Here is a 23,185-nt window from a genome sequence, read left to right as displayed (position 1 = left end):
GAAGACCAGGGCGCCAGCATCGCGAGCAAGCTTTGCTCCCACAGCTAACTTGGGATGACATTGGGCTAAAGAAAAAGGCGACACCCGCAAAGGTGTCGCCTTTTTCATGAGCGCCGGTTTACCCCAGATCGTGCCCACGCTCAGCGTGGGAACGCCGCCAGGGACGCTCCGCGTTCCGCTTCTGAAACGGTGACGCAGAGCGTCGGAGGATGCATTCCCACGCAGGAGCGTGGGAACGATCACTCCCGCTTAATCCGGCAGTTTATAGGCGATCACATAGTCACCCTGCTTGGTACCCAGGGAACCATGGCCACCGGCAACGACCAGCACGTACTGCTTGCCGTCCTTGCCGGTGTAGGTCATCGGCGTGGTCTGGGCGCCCGCTGGCAGGCGGCCTTCCCACAGTTGCTTGCCGTTTTTCACGTCATAGGCACGCAGGTACTGGTCGAGGGTACCGCTCAGGAACGCCAGGCCGCTGGCGGTGGTGAAGGCGCCGCCCAGGCTCGGTACGCCCATGCTCAGCGGGATCGGTACCGGCGAGCTGTCACGCACGGTGCCGTTCTTGTGCATCCACAGAGTTTTGTTGTTGGTCAGGTCAACGGCCGCCACATAACCCCAGGCCGGTGCCTGGCAAGGCAGGCCCATTGGCGAAAGCAGCGCTTCGAGGATCACGCCATACGGCGCGCCTTTGTTCGGCTGCACGCCTTCGGTCTCGCTCTTGCGCCCCGGACCGCCGGCCACTTCGGCCGCAGGAACCAGTTTCGACTTGAACGCCATGTAGCTCGGATTGACGAAAGCGATCTGGCGTACCGGATCAACCGAAATACCGCCCCAGTCAAACACGCCGAAGTTACCTGGGTAGACGATCGAGCCTTGCAGCGACGGCGGCGTGAACATGCCTTCGTAGCGCAGCGACTTGAAGTCGATCCGGCACAGCATCTGGTCGAACGGGGTCACGCCCCACATGTCGCGTTCCTGGAGGACCGGCGGCACGAAGTTCAGGTCGGACATCGGCTGGGTCGGCGAGGTGTAGTCACCCTCTACCGCGCCTTGCGGCACCGGGATCTCCTTGATCGGCACGATCGGCTGACCATTGCTGCGGTCCAGCACGTAGATGCTGCCCTGCTTGGTCGATGCCAGTACCGCCGGCTTCACGCCATCGGCGGTTTTCAAGTCCATCAGCGTCGGTTGCCCGCCCACGTCCATGTCCCACAGGTCGTGGTGGGTGAACTGGAAGTACCAGCGCACCTTGCCGGTGGCGATATCCAGCGCGGTCAGGCCGGCGGCGTATTTCTCCGATTCTGGTGTACGGAAACCACCGAACTGGTCGGGCGTCTGGTTACCCATCGGCAGGTAGAGCATGCCGAGTTTTTCATCGACGCTGAACATGGACCACATGTTCGGCGAGTTACGGGTGTAGGTCTGGCCTTCGGCAATCGGCGTAGTGTCGTCCGGGTTGCCGCTGTCCCAGTTCCACACCAGCTCGCCGGTGTGCACGTCATAGGCGCGGATGACCCCGCTTGGCTCGTCGGTGGAGACGTTATCGGTGACGTGGCCACCGATCACCACCAGGTTCTGGGTCACGGCCGGTGGCGACGTGGAGTAGTAACCGCCGGCCGTGAAGCCGCCAATGTTGGCGGTCAGGTCGACCTGGCCCTTGTCACCGAAGTCTTCACACATCTTGCCGGTGTCGGCGTTCAGCGCGATCAGGCGCGTGTCGGCGGTCGGCAGGAAGATCCGGCGTGGGCACACGGTGCTCGCCGGCGTGGTGCTGGCCGCGCCGGTCGGGCTCTGCTCGGCCGAGGCGTACACCGCGTCATCGTGATAGGTCACGCCGCGGCAGGTCATGTGGGCCCAGCCCTTGAAGTTTTCCGCTTTCTGCGTGGAAAGCTTCGGATCGAACCGCCAGATTTCCTTGCCGGTTTCAGGCTCCAGAGCAATCACCTGGCTGTGGGGCGTGCACACGTAGAGCATGCCGTTGACCTTCAGCGGTGTGTTTTCCGCCGTGGTCTCACCCGGGTCGTTCGGCCCTGGCAGGTCGCCAGTGCGATAGGTCCAGGCCGGTTCCAGCTTGCTGACGTTCTCGGGGGTGATCTGCGCCAGGGGCGAATAACGGTCACCATGGGCACTGCGGCCATAGGAGTTCCAATCCCCGTCCGGCATCGCCGGGGCGGTGTTGGTCATGCCAGGCACGCTGTCGCGGTCCAGTTGGCCCTCGATTTCACCCGGATTGGTGAACTGGCTGGCGAGCGCGGTGATGCCGGCAATGACCACGGCGGCGCCCAAAGCACGGGTGCCCATGGGCGAAGCGTCGGGGGTCAACAGTGGACGGCGGAACCACGGCAGCAACATGACGATGCCCAAGGCAAACAGCATTGCCAGGCGCGGCACCAGTTGCCACCAGTCCAGGCCCACTTCCCACAGCGCCCACACGGTGCTGGCGAACAGCACCAGCGCGTACAGGCCCAGGGCTGCACGCCGGGCCATGATCAGCAGCACGCCGGTCAGCGCCAGGCCGATACCGGCCAGCAGGTAATACAGCGAGCCGCCAAGCGTGCTCAGCTTGATTCCCCCCGCCAACAGGGCCAGGCCCATCAATAGAAGCAGAATGCCGAGCAGGCTCGGTAGCAGACGGCTTCGACTCATAGCACCCTCAGTGCTCATAGTGTGATTCTCCGTGAGGTTTTAAGGAGTCCCGCGCAAGTAGTCACTGTAGATGACGATCTTGAGGGGGCATGGTTCAGTTGAAAGAGGTAATTGGGTTGAAGCGGATGCTGTGGGAGCGGGTTTGCTCGCGATGGCGGCGTGACAGTCGACTTCAATGTTGGATGTGAAATCGCTACCGCGAGCAGGCTCGCTCCCACAAGGGTCTTGTGCACTGACTAGAACGACGACTGAATCTTGATCCCGCCAATCAGCGCGTCATCGACCTTGTCCACGCCACCTGGATGGCGGATGTACTGCAGGTTCGGGCGCACGGTCAGCCAGTTCGTCACGTGTACGCCGTAATACAACTCGGCGCTGTACTCGGTGTCCTGAGGCGGCAAAAAGGCCGGGTTGTCGTAACCCTGGACGGCGCGGGCCTGGTTGGTGGCCTCGGCGTTCTTGCGGTAAGCCGGGTTGACGTGAACCCGAGCCAGGGCAAAACCGATGTCATCCCTGGCGCGGGCGTCGAACAGCCCCTTGTAGACGAGACCGGCCTGGACATAGTGGTCGATGGCGTTGGTTTTCTTGTCGTGCATCGTGGCGTTGGCGAACACACTCAGGCCACGGGAATGATCACTGGCGACACTGGTCAGTTGCTGTTGCGCCCCCAACCACACGCCATGCTTGCTCGACGCGCTGCGATACGCCTCGCCGCTCAGGGCGGCCGGCTGGCCGTTGCGATCCTTGTAGGCGTCGGTGGCGTTGGCACTGCTGTAGTAATAACCGGCGCGGTATTCGCCCGGCAGACCATTGAGCTTGGGCGACCACACCAGCTCCACCGGCACTACGGCGCCCTGGGTGCCGCTGCCGCTGAGCTTGAAGCCGTTACCGGTTTCCAGGTTCGAGGGGTTTTGTTCATAAGCCCCGATCTGCGCATACAGCTCAGGCGTGAGGTGATACTTGACCCGCAGCGCCCACTGGCTGACCGGCCAGTTGTACCAGATGCCGCCCACCCAGTTGCCCACTTGCGAGCCGCAGAACGCCAGGTTCTGGAAGTCGCAGGGGAAGCTGTTGAAATCCTCGCCCTCACCGAAACGACCGGCCTTGATATCGAGCCGGTCATCGAAAAATGCCTGCTGATACCACATCTGCGTCAACCGCCAGGTCTGGCCACGGCCCCAGACTTCCTGGGCGGAAGTGAAACCGCCAACGCGCGGGTCGTTGATCCGGTCATTGCTGATGTTATTGCCGCTGCGCTCGGTGACCGTCAGTTGAAACTCGGCGGCGTGCCAACCGAGGATTTTCTGCAGGTCCAGGTGCGTGCCGAAGGCGAACTGGTCGCTGTAGCGAGCGGTGCGGTCATGGTCGTAGCCGCCGTGCAGGTTGCTGCCCATTTCACCGGTGTAATCGAACTTGAAGTCGTAGCCTTTTTTCGCGAGTTCGCTTCGCGTGCCGTTCCAGTCACCCAGCATCCAGGGTGAGTCGCTGTCGAACGCGGGAGCGGCCTGAGCGCCGATGGCAATGCCCAAGACGCCGAGACCGGCCATCAGGTGAAGGGTGTTTCTGGCGGCAATACAGTGCCGGACAGCGCTGTCTTGCAGAGTCTGAACATCGAACATAAAGAAGGAATTCTTGATCTTTTTAGGGGATTCGCTGAACGCCGGGGGCTTTGGCACGGCAGAAGAAGCGTTTCAGCAGGCGGCGCAAGGATAATGTCCTGTTACAAATAGAGAAAGGCCTTTTACTGACATGAATCATTTCGGATTCGGTAACAGTAGGCGTTGCGCAAAGCCGCGAAACAAACAGGCAGCGTTTCAGTGATACTTCCACCACGCGGGCACCTCGGCTAAGGTGCGCGGCTTTACACCTCTTTGCGCGAAGGCCTCCCATGACCGAATCCAACAACAACCCGCTGCACGGCGTGACGCTGGAGCAGATCCTCAACGCCCTGGTGCAGCACTACGAATGGTCGGGTCTGGCCGAGCGCATCGACATTCGTTGCTTCAAGAGCGACCCGAGCATCAAGTCCAGCCTGACCTTTTTGCGCAAGACGCCGTGGGCGCGGGAGAAAGTCGAGCGGCTGTACATCAAGCTGATGCGCACCAAACGACCGGTCTGAGCCGTGGACATTCAGATCCGTCGGCGCCCCGCGCTGCGACAGTGTTTCGTGTCAGTGGCGGCCCTGTTGGGCTGGGCGGGGTTGAGCATCCAGTTGTACCTGATCCTGCTCGGTCGCTGGGAACTGGGCGCGAGCTTGCTCGGCGGCCTGGTGAACTTTCTCAGTTTCTTCACCGTGCTGACCAACACTCTGGTGGCCGTGGTGCTGACCTGGGAACTGATCCAGCGAGAATCGCCGGCCCGGCGCTGGTTCTTGCAGCCGGGGGTCAGCAGCGGCATTACCGTGAGCATTACCTTGGTCGGCCTGGCCTACAACCTGCTGCTGCGACATCTGTGGCAACCCGAAGGCTGGCAGTTCGTGGCCGACGAATTGCTGCACGACGTAATGCCGTTGCTGTTCATGACCTACTGGTGGTTCTGCGTGCCCAAGGGCACCTTGCGCATGAAGCACATCGGGCTGTGGATGATTTACCCGGTGGTGTACTTCGCGTGGCTCCTGCTGCGGGGGGAATTACTGGCGGCGTACCCCTACCCTTTCATTGACGTGGCGAACCTGGGTTATCCACAGGTGCTCATCAATGCCGCAGGGATATTGGCGGGGTTTGTCGCGATTGCGCTGGGAGTGGTGGGTTTGGATCGGTGGCGTCGCTGAAATAAAGATTTTGAGGAAAAATATCTGTGGAAGCCAAACCTGTGGGAGCAAAGCTTGCCCGCGATGAACGATCACGCGGTCCACCTGACGACCTGGGTGCCTGCATCGCGAGCAAGCTTTGCTCCCACAGGTATGTGCTCCTACAGAGTCTTGTGTGGGCGTCAGCGCCTCACCGGCAACATCCACACCAACCCACTGGCCTTGGCCCTTTCATGACACAACGCCAGAACACTGCGTCGCTCATCGTTGTCCATCCGGCTCCAACGGGTGATTTCCGCCACGGTGCGCTGGCAGCCGGTGCAGATGTCGTCATCGTCCAGGGCGCAGATGTTCACGCAGGGCGACGGAACCGGGCGTTCTGGCGGGTTCATTGCTCTTGCTCGGCCAAGTCGCGGGCGTAGCGCTGCGCGTTGTGAACATAGTGCGCCGCGCTGGCCTCGAGCATCTTCTTCTGCGCTTCGGTCAATTCCCGCACAACCTTGCCGGGTGAGCCCATCACCAGCGAACCGTCAGGAATCTCCTTGCCTTCGCCGATCAGCGAGTTGGCGCCGATGATGCAGTTCTTGCCGATCTTCGCGCCGTTGAGGATCACCGCATTGATGCCGATAAGGCTGTAGTCCCCCACCGTGCAACCGTGAAGCATGGCGTTATGGCCGATGGTCACGCCGGTGCCGATGGTCAGCGGGAAGCCCATGTCGGTGTGCATCACCGTGCCGTCCTGCACGTTGCTGTTTTTGCCGATCAGGATCAGTTCGTTATCGCCACGCAGCACCGCGTTGAACCAGACGTTGGCGCCTTCTTCGAGGCGGACCTTGCCCACCAGTGTGGCGTTGGGGGCGACCCAGCTCTGTGGGTGGGTTTCGACACGGGCATCACCCAGGCGGTATTTCATGAGGTTCCTCGGGGCTTCAGGTATTGATGAAAGTCTTGGGCGGGGTGTGCAGGTCAATGCCGGCGTCGAACATCAGGTTGACCAGTTCGACCACCATGATCGCCGTCAGGCCCCAGATCTTGTACTCGCCAAAACGATAGCTGGGCACATACCAACTGCAGCCCTGGTAGTCGATGCGATGCGTGTGTTCGCGCGGGTCCTTGCGAAAGAACTCCAGCGGTACGCTGAACACCGCGGCGATCTCGGCATCGTTGGCCTGGTATTCGACGTAATCGGGAATCACCCCCACGTAGGGCGTGACCTTAATGCCGTGCAGCGAGATCAAGGGACTGAGGGGGCCGATCACTTCCACCAGGCCGGGGGGCAGGCCGATTTCTTCTTCGGCTTCGCGCAAGGCGGTGAAAATCAGGTCCGGGTCTTCCGGGTCGCGACGCCCACCGGGAAATGCCACTTCGCCGCCATGGGTCGAAAGCCCGCTGGCGCGCAGGGTCAGGACCAGTTCCGGCTCGTCACTGCGGGTAATGGGCACCAGCACCGCCGCTTCAGGGAAACGTCGGTCAGTCTCCAGATCACGTGGGGTATGGTTGCTTACTCGATGCAGTAGCTCGTCCAGCATGAGACTTCTCGATTTATTCGCTACCTTGCATCATGCACCAATCAGGCAAGCCGCCCAACCCCTGCACTGCGACGTGTCGCGAAACGACAACTTGCCGACAGCCGCCCGCAGACGCCAAGATAGGCGCAGCATTCAGGAACCCAAGCATGAAATTCTGCAGCCAGTGCGGTAACCCGGTAACCCAGCGTATCCCCGAAGGCGACTCGCGCTTGCGCTTTGTCTGCGATACCTGCCACACCATCCACTACCAGAACCCCAATATCGTGGCCGGTTGCGTGCCGACCTGGGGCAGCAAAGTGCTGCTGTGCCGGCGTGCCATCGAGCCACGGCGCGGTTACTGGACATTGCCGGCAGGTTTCATGGAGAACGGCGAAACCGTCGAGCAGGCCGCCGTGCGCGAGACCGCCGAAGAAGCCTGCGCCCGCGTGCGCAACCTGAGCATTTATACGCTGATCGATGTTCCGCATATCAGCCAGGTGCATGTATTCTTCCGCGCCGAGCTGGTGGACGAAGATTTCGCCGCCGGGCCCGAGAGCCTGGAAGTGAAACTGTTCGACGAAGCGGACATTCCCTGGGACGAGCTGGCTTTCCGCACGGTGGGCCGTACCCTAGAATACTTCTATGCTGACCGGCGAACCGAGGACTACCCGGTGCGATCCGAATCGATCCCGCCGCTGGCCCAGCCTGCCAATACCTAAAAATCCATAATAGCCGCGACACCTCTAGGGATATCGTTTCAATGCGCTGGTTGCTTGTCCTGTTCTGCTTGTCGTTCGCTGCGGTGTCCCAGGCTTCTGCGGTGGGAACCTACAACGGCAAGACCATCGAAAAAGTGCTGGTGCTCAAGTCCGCCCATCAATTGCAATTGATCAACGACGGCAAACCACTGAAGACCTATCGCATTTCATTGGGCAAAGGCGCCAAAAAAGGCCCCAAGCTGATCGAAGGCGACAAACGCACCCCCGAGGGTTTCTACTGGATCGACTGGCGCAAGACCAGCGACCGCTTCTACCTGTCGATGCACATTTCCTACCCCAACATCAGCGACGCCGCCCGCGCCCGCCGTGAAGGCGTGGAACCGGGGGGCATGATCATGATCCATGGCACCCCGGATTCCGAAGAAAACCCTGAGCAGCTGTTCCACACCCTGGACTGGACCGACGGCTGCATTGCCATGCGCAATGTGGACATGCGCGAGGTGTGGAACCTGGTGCCGGATGGCACCATGATCGAGATCCGGCCGTAGCGCCCGACCACACATGAGTTCCCTGTGGCGAGGGGATTTATCCCCGTTGGACTGCGCAGCAGTCCCCTAAGCCAACAACTCAATCTGCCTGAAACACCGAATTGCCTGGCTTGAGGGCTGCTGCGCAGCCCAGCGGGGATAAATCCCCTCGCCACAGGTCCGTGCCCACAGTTGTGTTTCAACCTATATCGCGACCAATAAAAAACCCGCTGAATCAATCAGCGGGTTTCTCATTCAACGGTCGGACGATCAAAAATCCTCCAACCGCCACACTTCATAAGCCGGTGTCTCATAGGGATGGCTCTGCTTCAACGCCGCCACCGCCGCACGAATCAACTCATCGGCCACGACAAGCTCCACTTTCCATTCCTCGACCTGCTCGACCTGCCCCGCTTCGCCAATGAACGGCTGGCTGCCGTCCAAGGGGCGGAACTGGCCCAGGCCCAGCACTTGCCAGGCGCAGTGGTCATAGGCGCCGATCCGTCCGCCACCGGCGGCGAATACGGCGCTTTTGACCACGTCCAGGTGGCTGGCCGGGACGAAGAAGCAGAGCTTGTACACGCCCTTAGTTCACCCAGACGCGGGCGTTGCGGAACATGCGCATCCATGGTGCGTCTTCGTTCCAGTCGTCCGAACGCCACGAGTTCTGCACCGCGCGGAACACACGTTCGGGGTGCGGCATCATGATCGTGACGCGGCCGTCGCGGCTGGTCAGGCCGGTGATTCCGCGCGGCGAGCCGTTCGGGTTGGCCGGGTAGGTTTCGGTGACCTTGCCATGGTTGTCGACGAACCGCAGCGACACGCAACCGGACAAATCGGCTTCGAGCAGGGCTTCTTCGCTTTCGAATTCCGCATGGCCTTCGCCGTGGGCGATGGCGATCGGCATGCGCGAACCGGCCATGCCCTGCAGGAAGATCGAGTTGGATTCCTGGACCTGGACCATCGCCACGCGCGCTTCGAACTGCTCGGAACGGTTACGCACGAAGTGCGGCCAGAACTCGCTGCCCGGGATCAACTCGTGCAGGTTGGACATCATCTGGCAACCGTTGCACACGCCGAGGGTGAAGCTGTCGGTGCGTTCGAAGAAGCCCTGGAACGCGTCGCGGGCGCGGCTGTTGAACAGTGCCGACTTGGCCCAGCCTTCACCGGCACCCAGCACGTCGCCGTAGGAGAAACCGCCACAGGCGACCATGCCCTTGAAGTCGTTCAGGTCGACACGGCCGGCCAGGATATCGCTCATGTGCACGTCGATCGCGTTGAAACCGGCGCGGTCGAACGCCGCCGCCATTTCCACCTGACCGTTGACACCCTGCTCACGCAGCACCGCCACTTGTGGGCGAATGCCTTTCTTGATGTAAGGCGCGGCCACGTCATGATTGACGTCGTAGCTGAGCTTGGCGCTCAAACCCGGGTTGTCTTCTTCCAGCAGCGCGTCGAATTCCTGCTCGGCGCAGTCGGCATTGTCCCGCAAGCGCTGGATCTGGTAGCTGGTTTCCGCCCACTGGCGCTGCAACAGACGGCGCTGGCCTTCGAAGACGGTGTCGCCGTTGAAGGTGATGTTGATGTGGGCGTTGTTGATCGGCTGGCCGATCACCGAGACGCAGTCGGCCAGGCCCGCTGCGCTGAACTGGGCAAGGATGTCTGGGGTGGCGTCCTGGCGAACCTGGATCACCGCGCCCAGTTCCTCGTTGAACAGGATGGCCGGGATTTCAGCCGTAGACTCGGCAACGCTGTCGAGGGTCAGGCTCAGGCCGCAATGGCCGGCGAAAGCCATTTCCACCACGGTGGTCAGCAAACCACCGTCGGAACGGTCGTGGTAGGCCAGCAGATGACCGTCGGCGTTGAGGCCCTGGATGACCGCGAAGAACGCCTTCAGGTCTTCGGCATCGTCGACGTCCGGCGCTTGCGAGCCGAGCTTGCCGTGCACCTGGGCGAGGATCGAGGCGCCCATGCGGTTCTGGCCACGGCCCAGGTCGATCAGGATCAGGTCGGTGGTGCCCTTGTCCATGCGCAGTTGCGGGGTCAGGGTCTGGCGGATGTCGGTGACCGGGGCGAAACCGGTGACGATCAGCGACAGCGGCGAGGTGACGCTCTTGTCCACGCCCTCATCGTTCCAGCGCGTGGCCATGGACATGGAGTCCTTGCCCACCGGAATGGTGATGCCCAGCTCCGGGCACAGCTCCATGCCGACAGCCTTGACGGTGTCGTACAGGCGGGCGTCTTCACCCGGGTGACCGGCGGCGGACATCCAGTTGGCCGACAGTTTGATGTCGGAGATCTTGCCGATGCGCGAGGCCGCGATGTTGGTCAGGGTCTCGCCAATCGCCATGCGGCCCGACGCCGGAGCGTCCAGCAACGCCAACGGCGTGCGCTCACCCATGGCCATGGCTTCGCCGGTGTAGACGTCGAAGCTGGTGGCGGTCACGGCAACGTCGGCCACCGGCACCTGCCACGGGCCGACCATTTGATCACGGGCCACAAGGCCGGTGATGGTGCGGTCGCCGATGGTGATCAGGAAACTTTTGCTCGCCACGGCCGGGTGGTGCAGGACGCGTTCGATGGAATCGGCAACGTCGAGCGTCGACGGGTCGAAATCATCGCCCAGCTCGGCTTCGCGAACGGCCGAACGGTGCATGCGCGGAGCCTTGCCCAGCAGCACTTCCAGCGGCATGTCCACCGGGCTGTTGCCGAAGTGGCTGTCGGTCACGGTCAGTTGCGGCTCGGCAGTGGCTTCGCCGACCACGGCGAACGGGCAGCGCTCGCGTTCGCAAATGGCCTGGAAACACTCGAAGTCGGCCGGGCCGACCGCCAGGACATAACGTTCCTGGGATTCGTTGCTCCAGATTTCGTGCGGGGCCATGCCCGGCTCGTCGTTCGGAATGTTGCGCAGTTCGAAGCGGCCACCACGGCCACCGTCGTTGACCAATTCCGGGAAGGCGTTGGACAGGCCGCCCGCGCCGACGTCGTGGATGAAGCTGATGGGGTTGTGTTCACCCAACTGCCAGCAACGGTCGATGACTTCCTGGCAACGGCGTTCCATTTCCGGGTTTTCCCGCTGGACCGAGGCGAAGTCCAGGTCCGCCGAGCTGGTGCCGGTGGCCATGGAGGAAGCGGCGCCGCCGCCCAGGCCGATCAGCATGGCCGGCCCACCGAGGACGATCAGCTTGGAACCGACCAGGATCTCGCCTTTCTGCACGTGTTCGGCGCGGATGTTGCCCATGCCGCCGGCGAGCATGATCGGCTTGTGGTAGCCGCGCACTTCTTCACCGCGAGGGGTGGTGATGGATTGCTCGAAGGTACGAAAGTAACCGGTCAGGGCCGGACGGCCGAATTCGTTGTTGAACGCCGCGCCCCCAAGAGGACCTTCGATCATGATGTCCAGCGCGTTGACGATGCGCTCGGGCTTGCCGTAGGGCTTTTCCCACGGCTGTTCAAAGCCCGGGATCTGCAGGTTCGATACGGTGAAGCCGGTCAGGCCAGCCTTGGGCTTGGCACCGCGACCGGTGGCGCCTTCGTCGCGGATCTCGCCACCGGAACCGGTGGACGCACCCGGGAACGGGGCGATGGCGGTCGGGTGGTTGTGAGTCTCGACCTTCATCAGGATGTGCACCGGCTCCTGGACCGCACCGTACTGGCGGGTCTCAGGGTTCGGGTAGAAACGCCCGGCGACGTTGCCGACGATCACCGCGGCGTTGTCCTTGTAGGCCGAGAGCACACCTTCGTTGTGCATCTGATAGGTGTTCTTGATCATGCCGAACAGGCTTTTTTCCTGGCTCTGGCCATCAATGTCCCAACTGGCGTTGAAGATCTTGTGCCGGCAGTGCTCGGAGTTGGCCTGGGCGAACATCATCAGTTCGATGTCGTGGGGGTTGCGCTTCAAGCCCTGGAAGGCGTTGACCAGGTAATCGATCTCGTCTTCGGCCAGGGCCAGGCCCAGTTCGGCGTTGGCTTTTTCCAGTGCGGCACGGCCGCCGCCCAGCACATCGATGGCGGTCAGCGGTTTTGGCTCGGCATGGCTGAACAGGCCCGCGGCCTGCTCCAGGTTGCCCAGGACGATCTGGGTCATGCGGTCATGCAGGCCCTCGGCGATCAGTTGGGCCTCGGCCTCGCTGAACTCACCGGCGACATAAAAGGCAATGCCGCGCTCCAGGCGCTGGATTTTCGCCAGGCCGCAGTTACGGGCGATGTCGCTGGCCTTGCTCGACCATGGCGAAATGGTGCCGAAACGTGGCAGCACCAGGAACAGACGACCGGTCGGCTCCTGGACAGGAACACTGGGACCGTACTTCAGAAGGCGCGCGAGCACCTGCTGTTCGTCGCCGGTCAAACCGCCGGTGACTTCGGCGAAGTGAGCGAATTCAGCATACAAGCCACTGACAGCCGGAACCTTCTGGCTCAGTTGCTCAAGGAGTTTGCTGTGGCGAAAGGCAGAAAGGGCAGGAGCGCCGCGCAGGATCAACATCTTCGGGACAGCCTCGGGAAGGGGGTGTGCTTTGAGGCCGTGCATTCTAGCCTAAACCGCTGGCGACGGCACCCGAAACGGCACGTACGATGCTGGCCGAATGTCGGTCTTTGCAGGAATGGCTCTTCCGGCCCCCGTTTGCACGGTCGTACCGAGATATTTTTCATCGGGGCAAAACACGGCGCCCCCCGGCCCGCCTGTGTTGCGGACACGTTTTGCAACCGCTAGCAGACTGGCCTTCTGCTGTCGAGATATGGCGGTCGGGGCCGTTTGCGTATACTGCGCAGATGTTTTCCCCAACGGCTTTGCGTCCGCGGTACGCCAAGTGGCTGATCGCAACCGGACTCTTCCTGGTGCTCAGTGGTTGTGTTGAGAAACCCAACACACTGGAGCGCGTGAAGGAGGATGGCGTGCTGCGGGTGGTTACCCGAAACAGCCCCGCCACCTACTTCCAGGATCGCAATGGTGAAACCGGCTTCGAATACGAGCTGGTGAAGCGTTTCGCCGACGATTTGGGGGTGGAGCTGAAAATCGAGACCGCCGACAACCTCGATGACCTTTTCACCCAGCTGGGCAAGCCCAACGGCCCGGTACTGGCTGCCGCCGGCCTGGTCAGCAGCGAAAAACGCAAGAGTCAGGTGCGATTTTCCCACTCCTACCTCGAAGTCACCCCACAAATCATCTACCGCAACGGCCAGTCACGCCCCACCGACCCGGCCGCCCTGGCGGGCAAGAAGATCATGGTGCTCAAGGGCAGCACCCACGCCGAACAATTGGCGCAGTTGAAACAGAAATATCCCGGCATCGAATACGAAGAGTCCGACGCGGTAGAAGTCGTCGACCTGCTGCGCATGGTGGATGAAGGCCAGATCGACCTGACGCTGGTGGACTCCAACGAAGTGGCAATGAACCAGGTGTACTTCCCCAACGTGCGGGTCGCTTTCGACCTGGGCGATGCCAGCAACCAGAGCTGGGCCGTGGCCCCTGGCGAAGACAACAGCCTGCTCAACGAAATCAACGCCTACCTGGACAAAGTGCAGAAGAATGGCACCCTGCAACGCCTGAAGGATCGCTACTACGGGCACGTTGATGTCCTGGGTTATGTCGGCGCCTACACCTTCGCCCAGCATTTGCAGCAGCGTCTGCCCAAGTACGAGAAGCATTTCAAGAACTACGCCAAGGCGGAAAAAGTCGACTGGCGCCTGCTGGCGGCCATCGGCTACCAGGAATCACTGTGGCAGCCGACAGTCACGTCCAAGACCGGTGTGCGCGGCCTGATGATGCTGACCCAGAACACCGCCCAGGCCATGGGTGTGTCCAATCGCCTGGACCCCAAGCAGAGCATCATGGGTGGCGCCAAGTACCTGGCCTACATAAAAGAACAACTGGACGAGAGCATCGAGGAGCCGGACCGCACCTGGTTCGCCCTCGCCGCCTACAACGTGGGTGGCGGTCACCTGGATGACGCTCGCAAACTGGCGGCCAAGGAAGGGTTGAATCCGAACAAGTGGCTGGATGTGAAGAAGATCCTGCCGCGCCTTTCCCAGAAGAAGTGGTACAGCAAAACCCGCTACGGCTACGCCCGGGGCGGTGAACCGGTGCATTTCGTGGCAAACATCCGCCGCTACTACGACATCCTGACCTGGGTCACACAGCCGCAGCTCGAAGGCGACCAGGTGGCCGAGGGCAACCTGCACGTGCCGGGCGTCGACAAGAGCAAGCCAAATCCAGAAACCCCGCCGCTCTGAATCCCCAATACACTGAGGCCCCCTTGTGGGAGCGAGCCTGCTCGCGATAGCGGTGTGTCAGTCGACATCAATGGTGAATGTCAGACCGCTATCGCGAGCAGGCTCGCTCCCACATGGGCCCTGCGTATGCATCAAACTTTGGCGGCTGCCAGGATCAGCGCTTTCATTTCAGCCACCGCCGACTTGAACCCGACAAACAATGCATGGGCCACCAGCGCATGGCCAATGTTCAGTTCATTGATGCCCTTGATGGCCGCGACGGCCTCGACGTTGTGGTAATGCAAGCCATGGCCAGCATTCACAATCAGGCCCTGGGCCAGACCGAAGGCGACGCCGTCGGCTACCCGCTGCAGCTCTTCAGCCACCTCGGTGGGCGTTTGCGCATCGGCATAACGGCCAGTGTGCAGTTCGATGGCCGGGGCACCGACGCGCCTGGAGGCTTCGATCTGCCGCTCGTCGGCGTCGATGAACAGCGACACCTCTGCGCCGATCTTCGACAAACGCTCCACCGCCGCCCTGATCCGTGCTTCCTGCCCCGCTACGTCCAGGCCGCCTTCGGTGGTCAGCTCCTGACGCGTCTCGGGCACCAGGCAAATGTGCGCGGGGCGGATGCGTTCGGCAAACACCATCATTTCTTCGGTCACGCCCATTTCGAAATTCATGCGCGTTTGCAACACGTCCTTGAGCAGCAGTACGTCGCGCTCCTGGATGTGACGGCGGTCTTCACGCAGGTGCACGGTGATGCCGTCGGCGCCTGCCTCTTCAGCATCCAGCGCGGCCTTGACCGGGTCCGGGTAGCGGGTACCACGGGCTTGGCGCAGGGTGGCGACATGGTCGATGTTCACGCCGAGAAGAATGCGATTGCTGGTGCTCACGAAAAGCGCTCCTGAGATGGACAGAGATTCGGCCCACAGCATACGGGTTGATCAAGGCTTGCGAAACAGCTCGCGACTGACCAGCGGCCGACCGCCCAAATGAACCGCCAGGGCCTGGCGCATCAGACGCTTGGCCGCCGAGAGCGCGCCCGGCGCACTCCAGTCGGCCTCGGCCATGGCCAGAAGTTCGGTGCCATTGAACAACCCGGGTTGCAGCAGGTAGACCTGTTCCAGGCCGGCATCCACCTGCAGCCGATACAAACCGTCCGCTGCGATGGGCTCGCCATGCAGGTCGGTGTTCAGGGCAAAACCGTAGCCCAGATCGTCCAGTAGCCGCCATTCGAAGGAACGCAACAGCGGTTCCAGAGGGCGACCCTCGGCCAGGGCCAACAGTGTGGCGGCATAGTGATCGAACACTGCGGGATGGGGGTCTTCGGCGGGCAGCAGGCGGATCAGCAGCTCGTTGAGATAAAGGCCGCTGAACAACGCCTCGCCGTTAAGCCAGGCCGCAACACCGTTGCTTTCCATGCGCCCGACGTTCTTCAACTCGCCCCGCCCCCGGAATTCCACTTCCAGCGGCACGAACGGCCGCGCCAGCGTTCCGGCCTTGCCACGCGCGCCCCGCAACACCGCCCGCAGTCGCCCCTGGGGCGTAAGAAAGTCCACCAAGGCGCTGCTTTCGCGGTAGGCGCGCGAATGCAGAACGTAGGCGGGTTGGGCGGTGGGTTGGGTTGGCGGCATGGGATCGCAGCTCTCAATGAGTAAACGCAGTATTACTGACAACCACAAACCACTGTGGGAGCGAGCCTGCTCGCGATGAGGGACTGATATTCAACAGGAATGTTGACTGACAGACCGCTATCGCGAGCAGGCTCGCTCCCACAATGGAAATTCATGCACTCAGGAAGAGCTTTACAGGTCGCCGTAACCCAACGACCGCAGCGCCCGCTCATCATCGGACCAACCACCCTTCACCTTGACCCACAGGTTGAGCATGATCTTGGAGTCGAACAACAGCTCCATGTCCTTGCGCGCTTCGGTGCCGATGCGCTTGATACGCTCGCCCTTGTCGCCAATGATGATTTTTTTCTGGCCGTCGCGTTCGACGAGGATCAGCGCATGGATGTGCAGGGTCTTGCCCTGCTGCTTGAACTCTTCGATTTCCACGGTGATCTGGTACGGCAGCTCTGCGCCCAATTGGCGCATGATTTTCTCGCGCACCAGTTCGGCGGCCAGGAAGCGGCTGCTGCGGTCGGTGATCTGGTCTTCGGGGAAGAAGTGATCGTTTTCCGGCAGGTGCTCGGCGATCACCCGCTCCAGCGCATCGAGATTGTGGCCGTGCTGGGCCGAGATGGGCATGATCTGGGCGTTGGGCAGTTGCTCCTGCAACCAGCTCAGGTGCGGCATCAATTCGGCCTTGTCTTCGATGCGGTCGGTCTTGTTCAGCGCCACGATCAAGGGACCTGTCACGTACTGGACGCGTTCGAGAACCATCTGGTCTTCTTCGGTCCACTTGGTGCGATCAACCACGAAGATCACCACATCGACGTCTTTCAGCGCCGCCGAAGCAGTCTTGTTCATGTAGCGGTTCAGCGCTTTTTCGCCACCTTTGTGCATGCCGGGGGTATCAACGTAGATCGCCTGTACGGCGCCTTCGGTCTTGATACCCAGCATGTTGTGGCGGGTGGTCTGGGGCTTGCGCGAAGTGATCGCCAGCTTCTGGCCCAGGATGTGATTGAGCAGCGTGGACTTGCCCACGTTCGGCCGGCCGACAATGGCGACATAGCCGCAGCGGGTGACGGTTGTATCAGTCATTGCCATTCTCCACGCCCAGGGCAATCAGTGCTGCGGCGGCCGCTACCTGTTCGGCAATACGACGACTCACACCCTGACCCCGGCTTTTTTCATTCAATAAGACCACTTCGCATTCGACGAAGAAGGTTCGGCAATGCGGCTCGCCCTGGATATCCACCACTTCGTAACGCGGCAACTCGCAACTGCGCGATTGCAGGAATTCCTGCAAACGGGTTTTCGGGTCCTTGTTGGTGTCCACCAGCGTCAGGCTGTCGATCTCGGAGGTCAGCCAGGCCAGCACGCGCTCGCGCGCCATTTCCATGCCGGCGTCCAGATAGATCGCGCCAATCAGCGCTTCCAGGGCATCGGCCAGAATCGACTCACGACGGAAACCGCCGCTCTTCAATTCACCGGAGCCCAGGCGCAGGTACTCACCCAGGTCGAAACCGCGGGCCAGCACGGCCAGGGTCTCACCTTTGACCAGGCGCGCGCGCAAACGCGACAACTGGCCTTCCCGAGCCAGCGGGAAGCGTTCGAACAATGCCTCGCCAGCCACGAAGTTGAGGATGGCATCACCCAGAAATTCCAGGCGTTCGTTGTTGCGCCCGGCAAAACTGCGGTGAGTGAGAGCCAGAAGCATCAGCTCCTGATCCTTGAAAGTGTAGCCGAGCTGACGCTCGAGACGGCTTAGAGAAACGCTCACGGTTTACCCACGCTGAGTTCGTGGCTGGATTCCACCACCACGGCCGCGAAGCGCCGTTGGCTTGGGACAATTAACGCTGTGTTCAAAAATGACGTCCTGACTATCGTTGGCTTCATGCCTTCGGGCAGCCTTGTGCAGGCTCCAGAAATGCATTCGGCGCTGTGTTCAACAGCGCCGTGTGTGATTACTTGATCAGGCCAACCCGCGAGAAATTCGGCAGGTGACTGAGTTTGGGTTCCGGCCAGCTCATCCAGACCGCAAAGGCCTTGCCGACGATATTACGGTCGGGGACCATGCCCAGCATGTCCTTGGGAATGTTCGGATCATCCCAGTACCGGCTGTCGTTGGAGTTGTCGCGGTTGTCGCCCATCATGAAATAGTGCCCGGCCGGCACGGTCCACGAATGGTCCGGTGCGGCGCGGTAACGGCTCATTTCCTTGCGGATAAGGTGTTCGGCCTCGCCGAGCTTTTCCTGGTAGAGCTCGGCGCTGCCCAGTGTGCCCGGCTCGGAGCCGATCAACCGTTCGGCCACCAGTTCGCCGTTGACGAACAGGCGCTTGTCGGCGCTGTAGCGAATCTTGTCTCCCGGCAAGCCGACCACACGCTTGATGTAGTTGACGTTCGGATCGCTAGGAAAACGGAACACCATGACATCGCCGCGTTGCGGGTCACCGATTTCGATGACCTTCTTGTCGATCACCGGCAGGCGGATCCCGTAGGAGAACTTGTTCACCAGGATGAAATCGCCCACATCCAGGGTCGGCTTCATTGAGCCGGACGGGATCTGGAACGGTTCCACCAGGAACGAGCGCAGCACCAGTACGATGAACAACACCGGAAAGAACGACTTGCCGTATTCGACCAGCAGCGGTTCCTTGTTGAGTTTTTCGACCACCACCCCATCAGGCTGGCTGACGCTGCCCTGATAGGAGGCGATGGCAGCCCGGCGCCGCGGCGCCAGGAACAACAGATCAAGCAACGCCAACAGGCCGCAGACGAACACGGCGATAACCAGCAACAGCGGGAAATTTAGCGACATAGGACCTAACTATCCAACCTGAGCACCGCAAGGAAGGCTTCCTGTGGAATTTCCACGTTACCAACCTGCTTCATGCGTTTTTTACCGGCCTTCTGCTTTTCCAACAGCTTGCGCTTACGGCTGACGTCGCCGCCATAGCATTTGGCCAATACGTTCTTTCTGAGCGCCTTGACGGTTGTACGCGCCACAATCTGCCCACCAATGGCGGCCTGGATTGCCACATCGAACATCTGCCGCGGAATCAGTTCCTTCATCTTCTCGGTCAATGCACGACCTTTGTAGTGCGCGTTGTCACGGTGCACGATCAATGCCAGGGCATCGACTTTCTCACCGTTGATCAGCACATCCAGCTTCACCAGATTAGCCGATTGGTAACGATCGAAATGATAGTCCAGCGAAGCATAGCCGCGACTGGTGGATTTCAGGCGATCGAAGAAGTCCAGCACCACTTCGTTCATCGGCAGGTCGTAGGTCACCTGGACCTGAGTACCGAGAAACAGCATGTCGTGCTGCACGCCACGCTTTTCGATGCACAGGGTAATGACGTTGCCCAGATGCTCCTGCGGCACAAGGATGTTGGCCCGCACGATCGGCTCGCGCATATCCTCGATGGCCGACAGATCCGGCAACTTGGACGGGTTGTCGACGTAGATGGTTTCGCCGTTCTTGAGCAGCAGCTCGAAAATTACCGTCGGCGCCGTGGTGATCAGGTCCAGGTCGTACTCGCGCTCCAGGCGCTCCTGGATGATCTCCATGTGCAGCATGCCCAGGAATCCGCAACGGAAGCCAAAGCCCAGGGCGTCGGAGCTTTCCGGGGTGTATTGCAGGGACGAGTCGTTCAGGGTCAGCTTTTGCAGGGCTTCGCGGAAATCCTCGAAGTCGTCGGAGCTGACTGGGAACAGGCCGGCGTAGACCTGAGGCTGGATACGCTTGAAGCCGGGCAGCACATCGACGTCGGGGGTGGAGCTCAAGGTCAGGGTGTCACCGACCGGTGCACCGTGAATGTCCTTGATGCCGGCGATGATGAAACCCACTTCACCGGCCTTCAGATCAACGGTGGCGGTGTGTTTCGGGTTGAAGACACCGACGCTGTCCACCAGGTGGATCTTGCCGGTGGATTTGACCAGGATCTTGTCACCCTTCTTGACGCGGCCGTGGCGCACGCGAACCAGGGAGACGACGCCCAGGTAGTTGTCGAACCAGGAATCGATGATCAACGCTTGCAGCGGATCTTCGATATTGCCGGTCGGCGCAGGAATGGTGGTCACCAGGCGCTCGAGCACTTCGTCCACGCCCAGGCCGGTCTTGGCGCTGCAAGTGACCGCGTCGGTGGCATCGATGCCGATGATTTTCTCGATTTCTTCCTTCACGCGGTCCGGATCGGCCTGGGGCAGGTCGATCTTGTTCAGCACCGGCATGACTTCCAGGCCCTGCTCGATGGCCGTGTAGCAGTTGGCAACCGATTGCGCCTCGACGCCCTGGCCGGCATCGACCACCAGCAATGCACCTTCACAGGCCGCCAGCGACCGGCTGACTTCATAGGTGAAGTCGACGTGGCCCGGGGTATCGATGAAGTTCAGCTGATAGGTAATGCCGTCGCGGGCCTTGTAGTAGAGCGTAACGCTGTGGGCCTTGATGGTGATCCCGCGCTCACGCTCCAGATCCATGGAATCCAGGACCTGGGCCTCCATTTCACGCTCGGCCAGGCCGCCGCACATCTGGATGAAGCGATCAGCCAGCGTCGACTTACCATGGTCAATGTGGGCGATGATGGAGAAATTGCGGATATGACTCAAATCACTCACGGATCAACACTCAAAAAGGCTGCAGGCATGGCCCGCCGAAAAATAGCCGGGAATTGTACCTGATACACCGCGCAAGTGGGAGCAAGCTTTGCTCCCACACAGCCTTGCCCCCGCAGCCCCCTCGCCATCGGTGCGCTGATCAACCGGCCCGGCGCAACAGCCAGAGCCCGGCCAAGGCGCAGACGGCGGCCGGTACCAGCACCGCAAACAGCGGCGAGAAACCGAATACCAGGCTCGACGGCCCCAGCAAATCCTGGGCAATACGGAAGGTGAAACCCACCAGTACGCCGGTAAACACACGCTGACCGAGGGTCACCGAACGCAGCGGGCCGAAGATGAAGGAAATCGCCATCAGCACCAAGGCTGCGGTGACCAGCGGCTGCAACACCTTGACCCAAAAAGCCAGCCAGTAGCGACCGTTGTTCAAGCCCTGATCCGCCAGATAGTGGATATACCCCCACAAACCGGTAATCGACAGGGAGTCCGGCGCCATCACCACAGTGCTGAGCAACTGCGGGCTCAGCGCCACGTCCCAACGCTCTTGCGGCGCAGCGACCACTTCGGTGCGCTTGTCATGGAACAACGTGGTGGTGACATCATTGAGCTGCCAGTGATCTTCAACAAACTTGGCGCGCTTGGCGAAGCTCGACGACAGCATGTGCCGCTGGTCGTCGAAGCGGTAGCGGGTCACGCCGTACAGGACACCGTTGGGCTGGACCGAGTTGATGTGGATGAACTCGTCACCCTGGCGGTGCCACAGGCCGTGCTTGGCGCTTTGTGCGTCGCCACCACCCTGGGCCAGGGAACGGTTGGCCTGAGCGGTGTTTTCGGTGGCCGGGGCAACGTATTCGCCGACCAGCAAACCCACCAGCATCAGCACCAGCATCGGTTTCATCACGGCCCAGACGATCCGACCAACGGAAACACCGGCGGCGCGCATGATGGTCAGCTCGCTGTTACTTGCCAGGCTGCCCAGGCCGATCAGGCAACCGATCAGCGCCGCCATCGGCAACATGTCGTAGAGTCGCCGCGGGGCGGTCAGCAATACGTAACTCAACACGTCCATCAAGGTATAGGTGTCGCTGACATCACCCATTTCATCGATGAAGGCGAACAGGGTCGCCAGGCCAAGAATGATCCCCAACACCGCGAGAATCGCCATGAACACACTGCTGCCGATGTACCGATCGAGTTTAACCACGGGCCACCTCCAGCGCGCTGCGACGACTGGCCAGCTTCAGGCGCAGTGGTTCCCAGTAGAGCAACCCGAGGCCAATCGCCAGGAAGATCGAATGCACCCACCAAAGGCCCAGCGCGGGCGGGATCTTGCCTTTCTCCAGCGCGCTACGGGCGGAAATCAGGATGGTCAGGTAAGCCATATACAGAAGAATCGCCGGTAGCAGCTTGAGGAAACGGCCCTGGCGCGGATTGACTCGCGCCAGTGGGACCGCCATGAGGGTCACGATGAATACCAGCAGCGGCAGCGAAAGGCGCCATTGCAATTCAGTGCGCGCCCGAATGTCGTTGTTGCCCAGCAAGCTGGAGGTGGGCATGGCATCGCGGTCGGTGACTTCGTCGCTGACCTCGGGCTTGGGCAGCAATACGCCATAGGTGTCGTACTTGATGGCCCGGTAATCGGCCTGCCCCGGCTTGCCGTCGTAGCGGTAGCCGTTTTCCAGGATCAGGTAGCGGTTGCCGTCGGGGTTGATTTCCTGACGCCCCTTCTCAGCCACCAGCACCGAAATGCCGCGGTCCTTCTTGGTGTCGGAAGACACGTTCTTTTGCGTAATGAAGACGCCGCCCAGGTCGACCCGGTCTTCCGAGAGTTCTTCGGTATAGGTGACGCGAGTCCCGTCGCGCAGGGCCTGGAAGCGCCCGGGCACCAAGGTGTCGAACTCGGTCAGGGCGTCCTGCTGGTTGATCAGCATCTGGAACTGGTTGGCTCCCTGGGGCGCCAGGCTAAGACTCAGCCAGGCCACAACCAGCGCCACCAGAGTGGCCGGGAAGAGGGTCATGCGAAACAGGCGTTGCTGGCTCATGCCGGTGGCCGACAGCACGGTCATTTCGCTGTCCAGGTACAACCGGCCGTAGGCCAGCAGAATGCCCAGGAACAACCCCAGCGGCAGGATCAGTTGCAAAAAGCCCGGCAGGCGAAAGCCCATGATCAGGAACAGCGAGCCTGGGTCCAGGGCACCGGAGGCCGCCTGGGCGAGGTATTTGATGAAGCGCCCGCTCATGATGATGACCAGCAGCACGGCGCTGACGGCGCTCAGGGTCAGCAGGACTTCGCGGGATAGATAACGGAAGACGATCACACCAGACACTCCAGGGCTGTCAGGCTAGGATTTGTACGAAAAGTGCCTGCGCGACGATCATGCTGCGTTGAAAACAGGCTCGGAATGCTCATTGACAACCAGTCAACTCCGCTTCCTCGCCTGTTTTCGCCTTGCCTGATCGCCGCTCGGCGACTTTTCATACAAACCCTAAGGCGGCCAAACAAGCAAATGTATCGAGCCGGCCCGCCACAGCGCGCCGCCGAAAAAAGAGCCGCATTATCCTGTGATTGGGGGCGCCTGTCACTTCGCACGC

At 61.2% G+C, this 23,185-nt stretch carries 20 protein-coding genes; 5 read left to right on the top strand and 15 right to left on the bottom strand.

What is annotated here, in order from left to right:
• Positions 1 to 249 precede the first annotated feature (249 nt).
• The gene (locus HQ912_RS06625; protein WP_047228897.1) at positions 250 to 2,664 is read right to left on the bottom strand and encodes a glucose/quinate/shikimate family membrane-bound PQQ-dependent dehydrogenase; all 2,415 of its coding nucleotides are present in this window, start codon (positions 2,662 to 2,664) and stop codon (positions 250 to 252) included.
• A 218-nt stretch (positions 2,665 to 2,882) separates the two neighbouring features.
• Positions 2,883 to 4,265, bottom strand: coding sequence for a carbohydrate porin (locus HQ912_RS06620; RefSeq protein WP_173406592.1), 1,383 nt, complete (start codon positions 4,263 to 4,265; stop codon positions 2,883 to 2,885).
• A 269-nt stretch (positions 4,266 to 4,534) separates the two neighbouring features.
• Here HQ912_RS06620 and HQ912_RS06615 point away from each other — a divergent pair, with 269 nt between their 5' ends.
• Together HQ912_RS06615 and HQ912_RS06610 are read left to right on the top strand one after the other, a co-directional pair.
• Positions 4,535 to 4,765, top strand: a complete 231-nt coding sequence (locus tag HQ912_RS06615; RefSeq protein WP_047228895.1) for a VF530 family DNA-binding protein — start codon at positions 4,535 to 4,537, stop codon at positions 4,763 to 4,765.
• Positions 4,766 to 4,768: 3 nt separating this feature from the next.
• Positions 4,769 to 5,416 (top strand): Pr6Pr family membrane protein, encoded by a 648-nt coding sequence (locus HQ912_RS06610; protein ID WP_047228894.1) that lies wholly within the window; start codon positions 4,769 to 4,771, stop codon positions 5,414 to 5,416.
• Positions 5,417 to 5,577: 161 nt separating this feature from the next.
• On the opposite strand, the gene HQ912_RS06605 is transcribed toward HQ912_RS06610, so the two are convergent.
• Genes HQ912_RS06605 through HQ912_RS06595 form a run of 3 tightly spaced genes read right to left on the bottom strand, consistent with a single transcriptional unit; the run spans position 5,578 to position 6,924 of the window.
• Positions 5,578 to 5,787, bottom strand: coding sequence for a DUF1289 domain-containing protein (locus HQ912_RS06605; protein ID WP_047228893.1), 210 nt, complete (start codon positions 5,785 to 5,787; stop codon positions 5,578 to 5,580).
• Positions 5,784 to 6,308: a gamma carbonic anhydrase family protein gene (locus HQ912_RS06600; protein ID WP_092456398.1), complete on the bottom strand. Its 525-nt coding sequence runs from the start codon at positions 6,306 to 6,308 to the stop codon at positions 5,784 to 5,786. The genes HQ912_RS06605 and HQ912_RS06600 overlap by 4 nt, the downstream gene beginning before the upstream one ends.
• 16 nt (positions 6,309 to 6,324) lie before the next feature.
• Complete coding sequence (locus HQ912_RS06595; RefSeq protein ID WP_047228891.1) at positions 6,325 to 6,924, bottom strand: CoA pyrophosphatase; 600 nt, start codon at positions 6,922 to 6,924, stop codon at positions 6,325 to 6,327.
• A gap of 146 nt (positions 6,925 to 7,070) precedes the next feature.
• Between HQ912_RS06595 and HQ912_RS06590 the strand changes: the two genes are divergently transcribed.
• On the top strand, positions 7,071 to 7,622 hold the full coding sequence (locus HQ912_RS06590) for an NUDIX hydrolase (RefSeq protein WP_047228890.1): 552 nt from the start codon (positions 7,071 to 7,073) through the stop codon (positions 7,620 to 7,622).
• 41 nt (positions 7,623 to 7,663) lie between these two features.
• Positions 7,664 to 8,170 carry a murein L,D-transpeptidase family protein gene (locus HQ912_RS06585; RefSeq protein WP_047228889.1) on the top strand — a complete coding sequence of 169 codons (507 nt, stop codon included), beginning with the start codon at positions 7,664 to 7,666 and terminating at the stop codon, positions 8,168 to 8,170.
• Between the two features lie 249 nt (positions 8,171 to 8,419).
• On the opposite strand, the gene HQ912_RS06580 is transcribed toward HQ912_RS06585, so the two are convergent.
• Complete coding sequence (locus HQ912_RS06580; RefSeq protein WP_047228888.1) at positions 8,420 to 8,731, bottom strand: YqfO family protein; 312 nt, start codon at positions 8,729 to 8,731, stop codon at positions 8,420 to 8,422.
• A gap of 4 nt (positions 8,732 to 8,735) precedes the next feature.
• Positions 8,736 to 12,632 carry a phosphoribosylformylglycinamidine synthase gene (gene purL, locus HQ912_RS06575; protein ID WP_047228887.1) on the bottom strand — a complete coding sequence of 1,299 codons (3,897 nt, stop codon included), beginning with the start codon at positions 12,630 to 12,632 and terminating at the stop codon, positions 8,736 to 8,738.
• Between the two features lie 287 nt (positions 12,633 to 12,919).
• Here purL and mltF point away from each other — a divergent pair, with 287 nt between their 5' ends.
• Positions 12,920 to 14,380, top strand: a complete 1,461-nt coding sequence (mltF, locus tag HQ912_RS06570; RefSeq protein ID WP_047228886.1) for a membrane-bound lytic murein transglycosylase MltF — start codon at positions 12,920 to 12,922, stop codon at positions 14,378 to 14,380.
• Positions 14,381 to 14,511: 131 nt separating this feature from the next.
• Here the strand turns inward: mltF and pdxJ are convergent, their stop codons facing one another.
• The 8 genes from pdxJ to lptF all read right to left on the bottom strand — a co-directional run bounded on the left by pdxJ (position 14,512) and on the right by lptF (position 22,911).
• Positions 14,512 to 15,297: a pyridoxine 5'-phosphate synthase gene (gene pdxJ, locus HQ912_RS06565; protein WP_218575751.1), complete on the bottom strand. Its 786-nt coding sequence runs from the start codon at positions 15,295 to 15,297 to the stop codon at positions 14,512 to 14,514.
• Positions 15,298 to 15,306: 9 nt separating this feature from the next.
• Positions 15,307 to 15,996: a DNA repair protein RecO gene (gene recO, locus HQ912_RS06560; protein WP_076383636.1), complete on the bottom strand. Its 690-nt coding sequence runs from the start codon at positions 15,994 to 15,996 to the stop codon at positions 15,307 to 15,309.
• A gap of 171 nt (positions 15,997 to 16,167) precedes the next feature.
• Positions 16,168 to 17,070, bottom strand: coding sequence for a GTPase Era (gene era, locus HQ912_RS06555; RefSeq protein ID WP_047228883.1), 903 nt, complete (start codon positions 17,068 to 17,070; stop codon positions 16,168 to 16,170).
• Positions 17,063 to 17,752 carry a ribonuclease III gene (rnc, locus tag HQ912_RS06550; RefSeq protein WP_047228882.1) on the bottom strand — a complete coding sequence of 230 codons (690 nt, stop codon included), beginning with the start codon at positions 17,750 to 17,752 and terminating at the stop codon, positions 17,063 to 17,065. Before rnc ends, era begins: the two co-directional genes overlap by 8 nt.
• Before the next feature lie 184 nt (positions 17,753 to 17,936).
• Positions 17,937 to 18,791, bottom strand: a complete 855-nt coding sequence (gene lepB, locus HQ912_RS06545) for a signal peptidase I (RefSeq protein ID WP_047228881.1) — start codon at positions 18,789 to 18,791, stop codon at positions 17,937 to 17,939.
• A gap of 5 nt (positions 18,792 to 18,796) precedes the next feature.
• On the bottom strand, positions 18,797 to 20,596 hold the full coding sequence (gene lepA / locus HQ912_RS06540; RefSeq protein ID WP_047228880.1) for a translation elongation factor 4: 1,800 nt from the start codon (positions 20,594 to 20,596) through the stop codon (positions 18,797 to 18,799).
• A 139-nt stretch (positions 20,597 to 20,735) separates the two neighbouring features.
• Positions 20,736 to 21,797: an LPS export ABC transporter permease LptG gene (lptG, locus tag HQ912_RS06535; protein WP_047228879.1), complete on the bottom strand. Its 1,062-nt coding sequence runs from the start codon at positions 21,795 to 21,797 to the stop codon at positions 20,736 to 20,738.
• Positions 21,790 to 22,911: an LPS export ABC transporter permease LptF gene (gene lptF / locus HQ912_RS06530; protein ID WP_047228878.1), complete on the bottom strand. Its 1,122-nt coding sequence runs from the start codon at positions 22,909 to 22,911 to the stop codon at positions 21,790 to 21,792. The genes lptG and lptF overlap by 8 nt, the downstream gene beginning before the upstream one ends.
• Positions 22,912 to 23,185 lie beyond the last annotated feature (274 nt).

Origin of the sequence: Pseudomonas sp. MPDS, from assembly GCF_013283895.1 — a bacterium.
GTDB lineage: Bacteria > Pseudomonadota > Gammaproteobacteria > Pseudomonadales > Pseudomonadaceae > Aquipseudomonas > Aquipseudomonas rhizophila.
The sequence above is the reverse complement of the archived record's forward strand: the minus strand, read 5'-3'. Positions and strand labels throughout refer to the sequence as shown.

Excerpts from the sequence above, each read along its gene's own strand:
- HQ912_RS06625 (WP_047228897.1), bottom strand. The coding sequence starts at position 2,664 with ATGAGCACTGAGGGTGCTATGAGTCGAAGCCGTCTGCTACCGAGCCTG.
- HQ912_RS06620 (WP_173406592.1), bottom strand. The coding sequence starts at position 4,265 with ATGTTCGATGTTCAGACTCTGCAAGACAGCGCTGTCCGGCACTGTATT.
- HQ912_RS06615 (WP_047228895.1), top strand. The coding sequence starts at position 4,535 with ATGACCGAATCCAACAACAACCCGCTGCACGGCGTGACGCTGGAGCAG.
- HQ912_RS06605 (WP_047228893.1), bottom strand. The coding sequence starts at position 5,787 with ATGAACCCGCCAGAACGCCCGGTTCCGTCGCCCTGCGTGAACATCTGC.
- HQ912_RS06600 (WP_092456398.1), bottom strand. The coding sequence starts at position 6,308 with ATGAAATACCGCCTGGGTGATGCCCGTGTCGAAACCCACCCACAGAGC.
- HQ912_RS06595 (WP_047228891.1), bottom strand. The coding sequence starts at position 6,924 with ATGCTGGACGAGCTACTGCATCGAGTAAGCAACCATACCCCACGTGAT.
- HQ912_RS06590 (WP_047228890.1), top strand. The coding sequence starts at position 7,071 with ATGAAATTCTGCAGCCAGTGCGGTAACCCGGTAACCCAGCGTATCCCC.
- HQ912_RS06585 (WP_047228889.1), top strand. The coding sequence starts at position 7,664 with ATGCGCTGGTTGCTTGTCCTGTTCTGCTTGTCGTTCGCTGCGGTGTCC.
- purL (WP_047228887.1), bottom strand. The coding sequence starts at position 12,632 with ATGTTGATCCTGCGCGGCGCTCCTGCCCTTTCTGCCTTTCGCCACAGC.
- mltF (WP_047228886.1), top strand. The coding sequence starts at position 12,920 with ATGTTTTCCCCAACGGCTTTGCGTCCGCGGTACGCCAAGTGGCTGATC.
- pdxJ (WP_218575751.1), bottom strand. The coding sequence starts at position 15,297 with ATGCTGTGGGCCGAATCTCTGTCCATCTCAGGAGCGCTTTTCGTGAGC.
- recO (WP_076383636.1), bottom strand. The coding sequence starts at position 15,996 with ATGCCGCCAACCCAACCCACCGCCCAACCCGCCTACGTTCTGCATTCG.
- era (WP_047228883.1), bottom strand. The coding sequence starts at position 17,070 with ATGACTGATACAACCGTCACCCGCTGCGGCTATGTCGCCATTGTCGGC.
- lepB (WP_047228881.1), bottom strand. The coding sequence starts at position 18,791 with ATGTCGCTAAATTTCCCGCTGTTGCTGGTTATCGCCGTGTTCGTCTGC.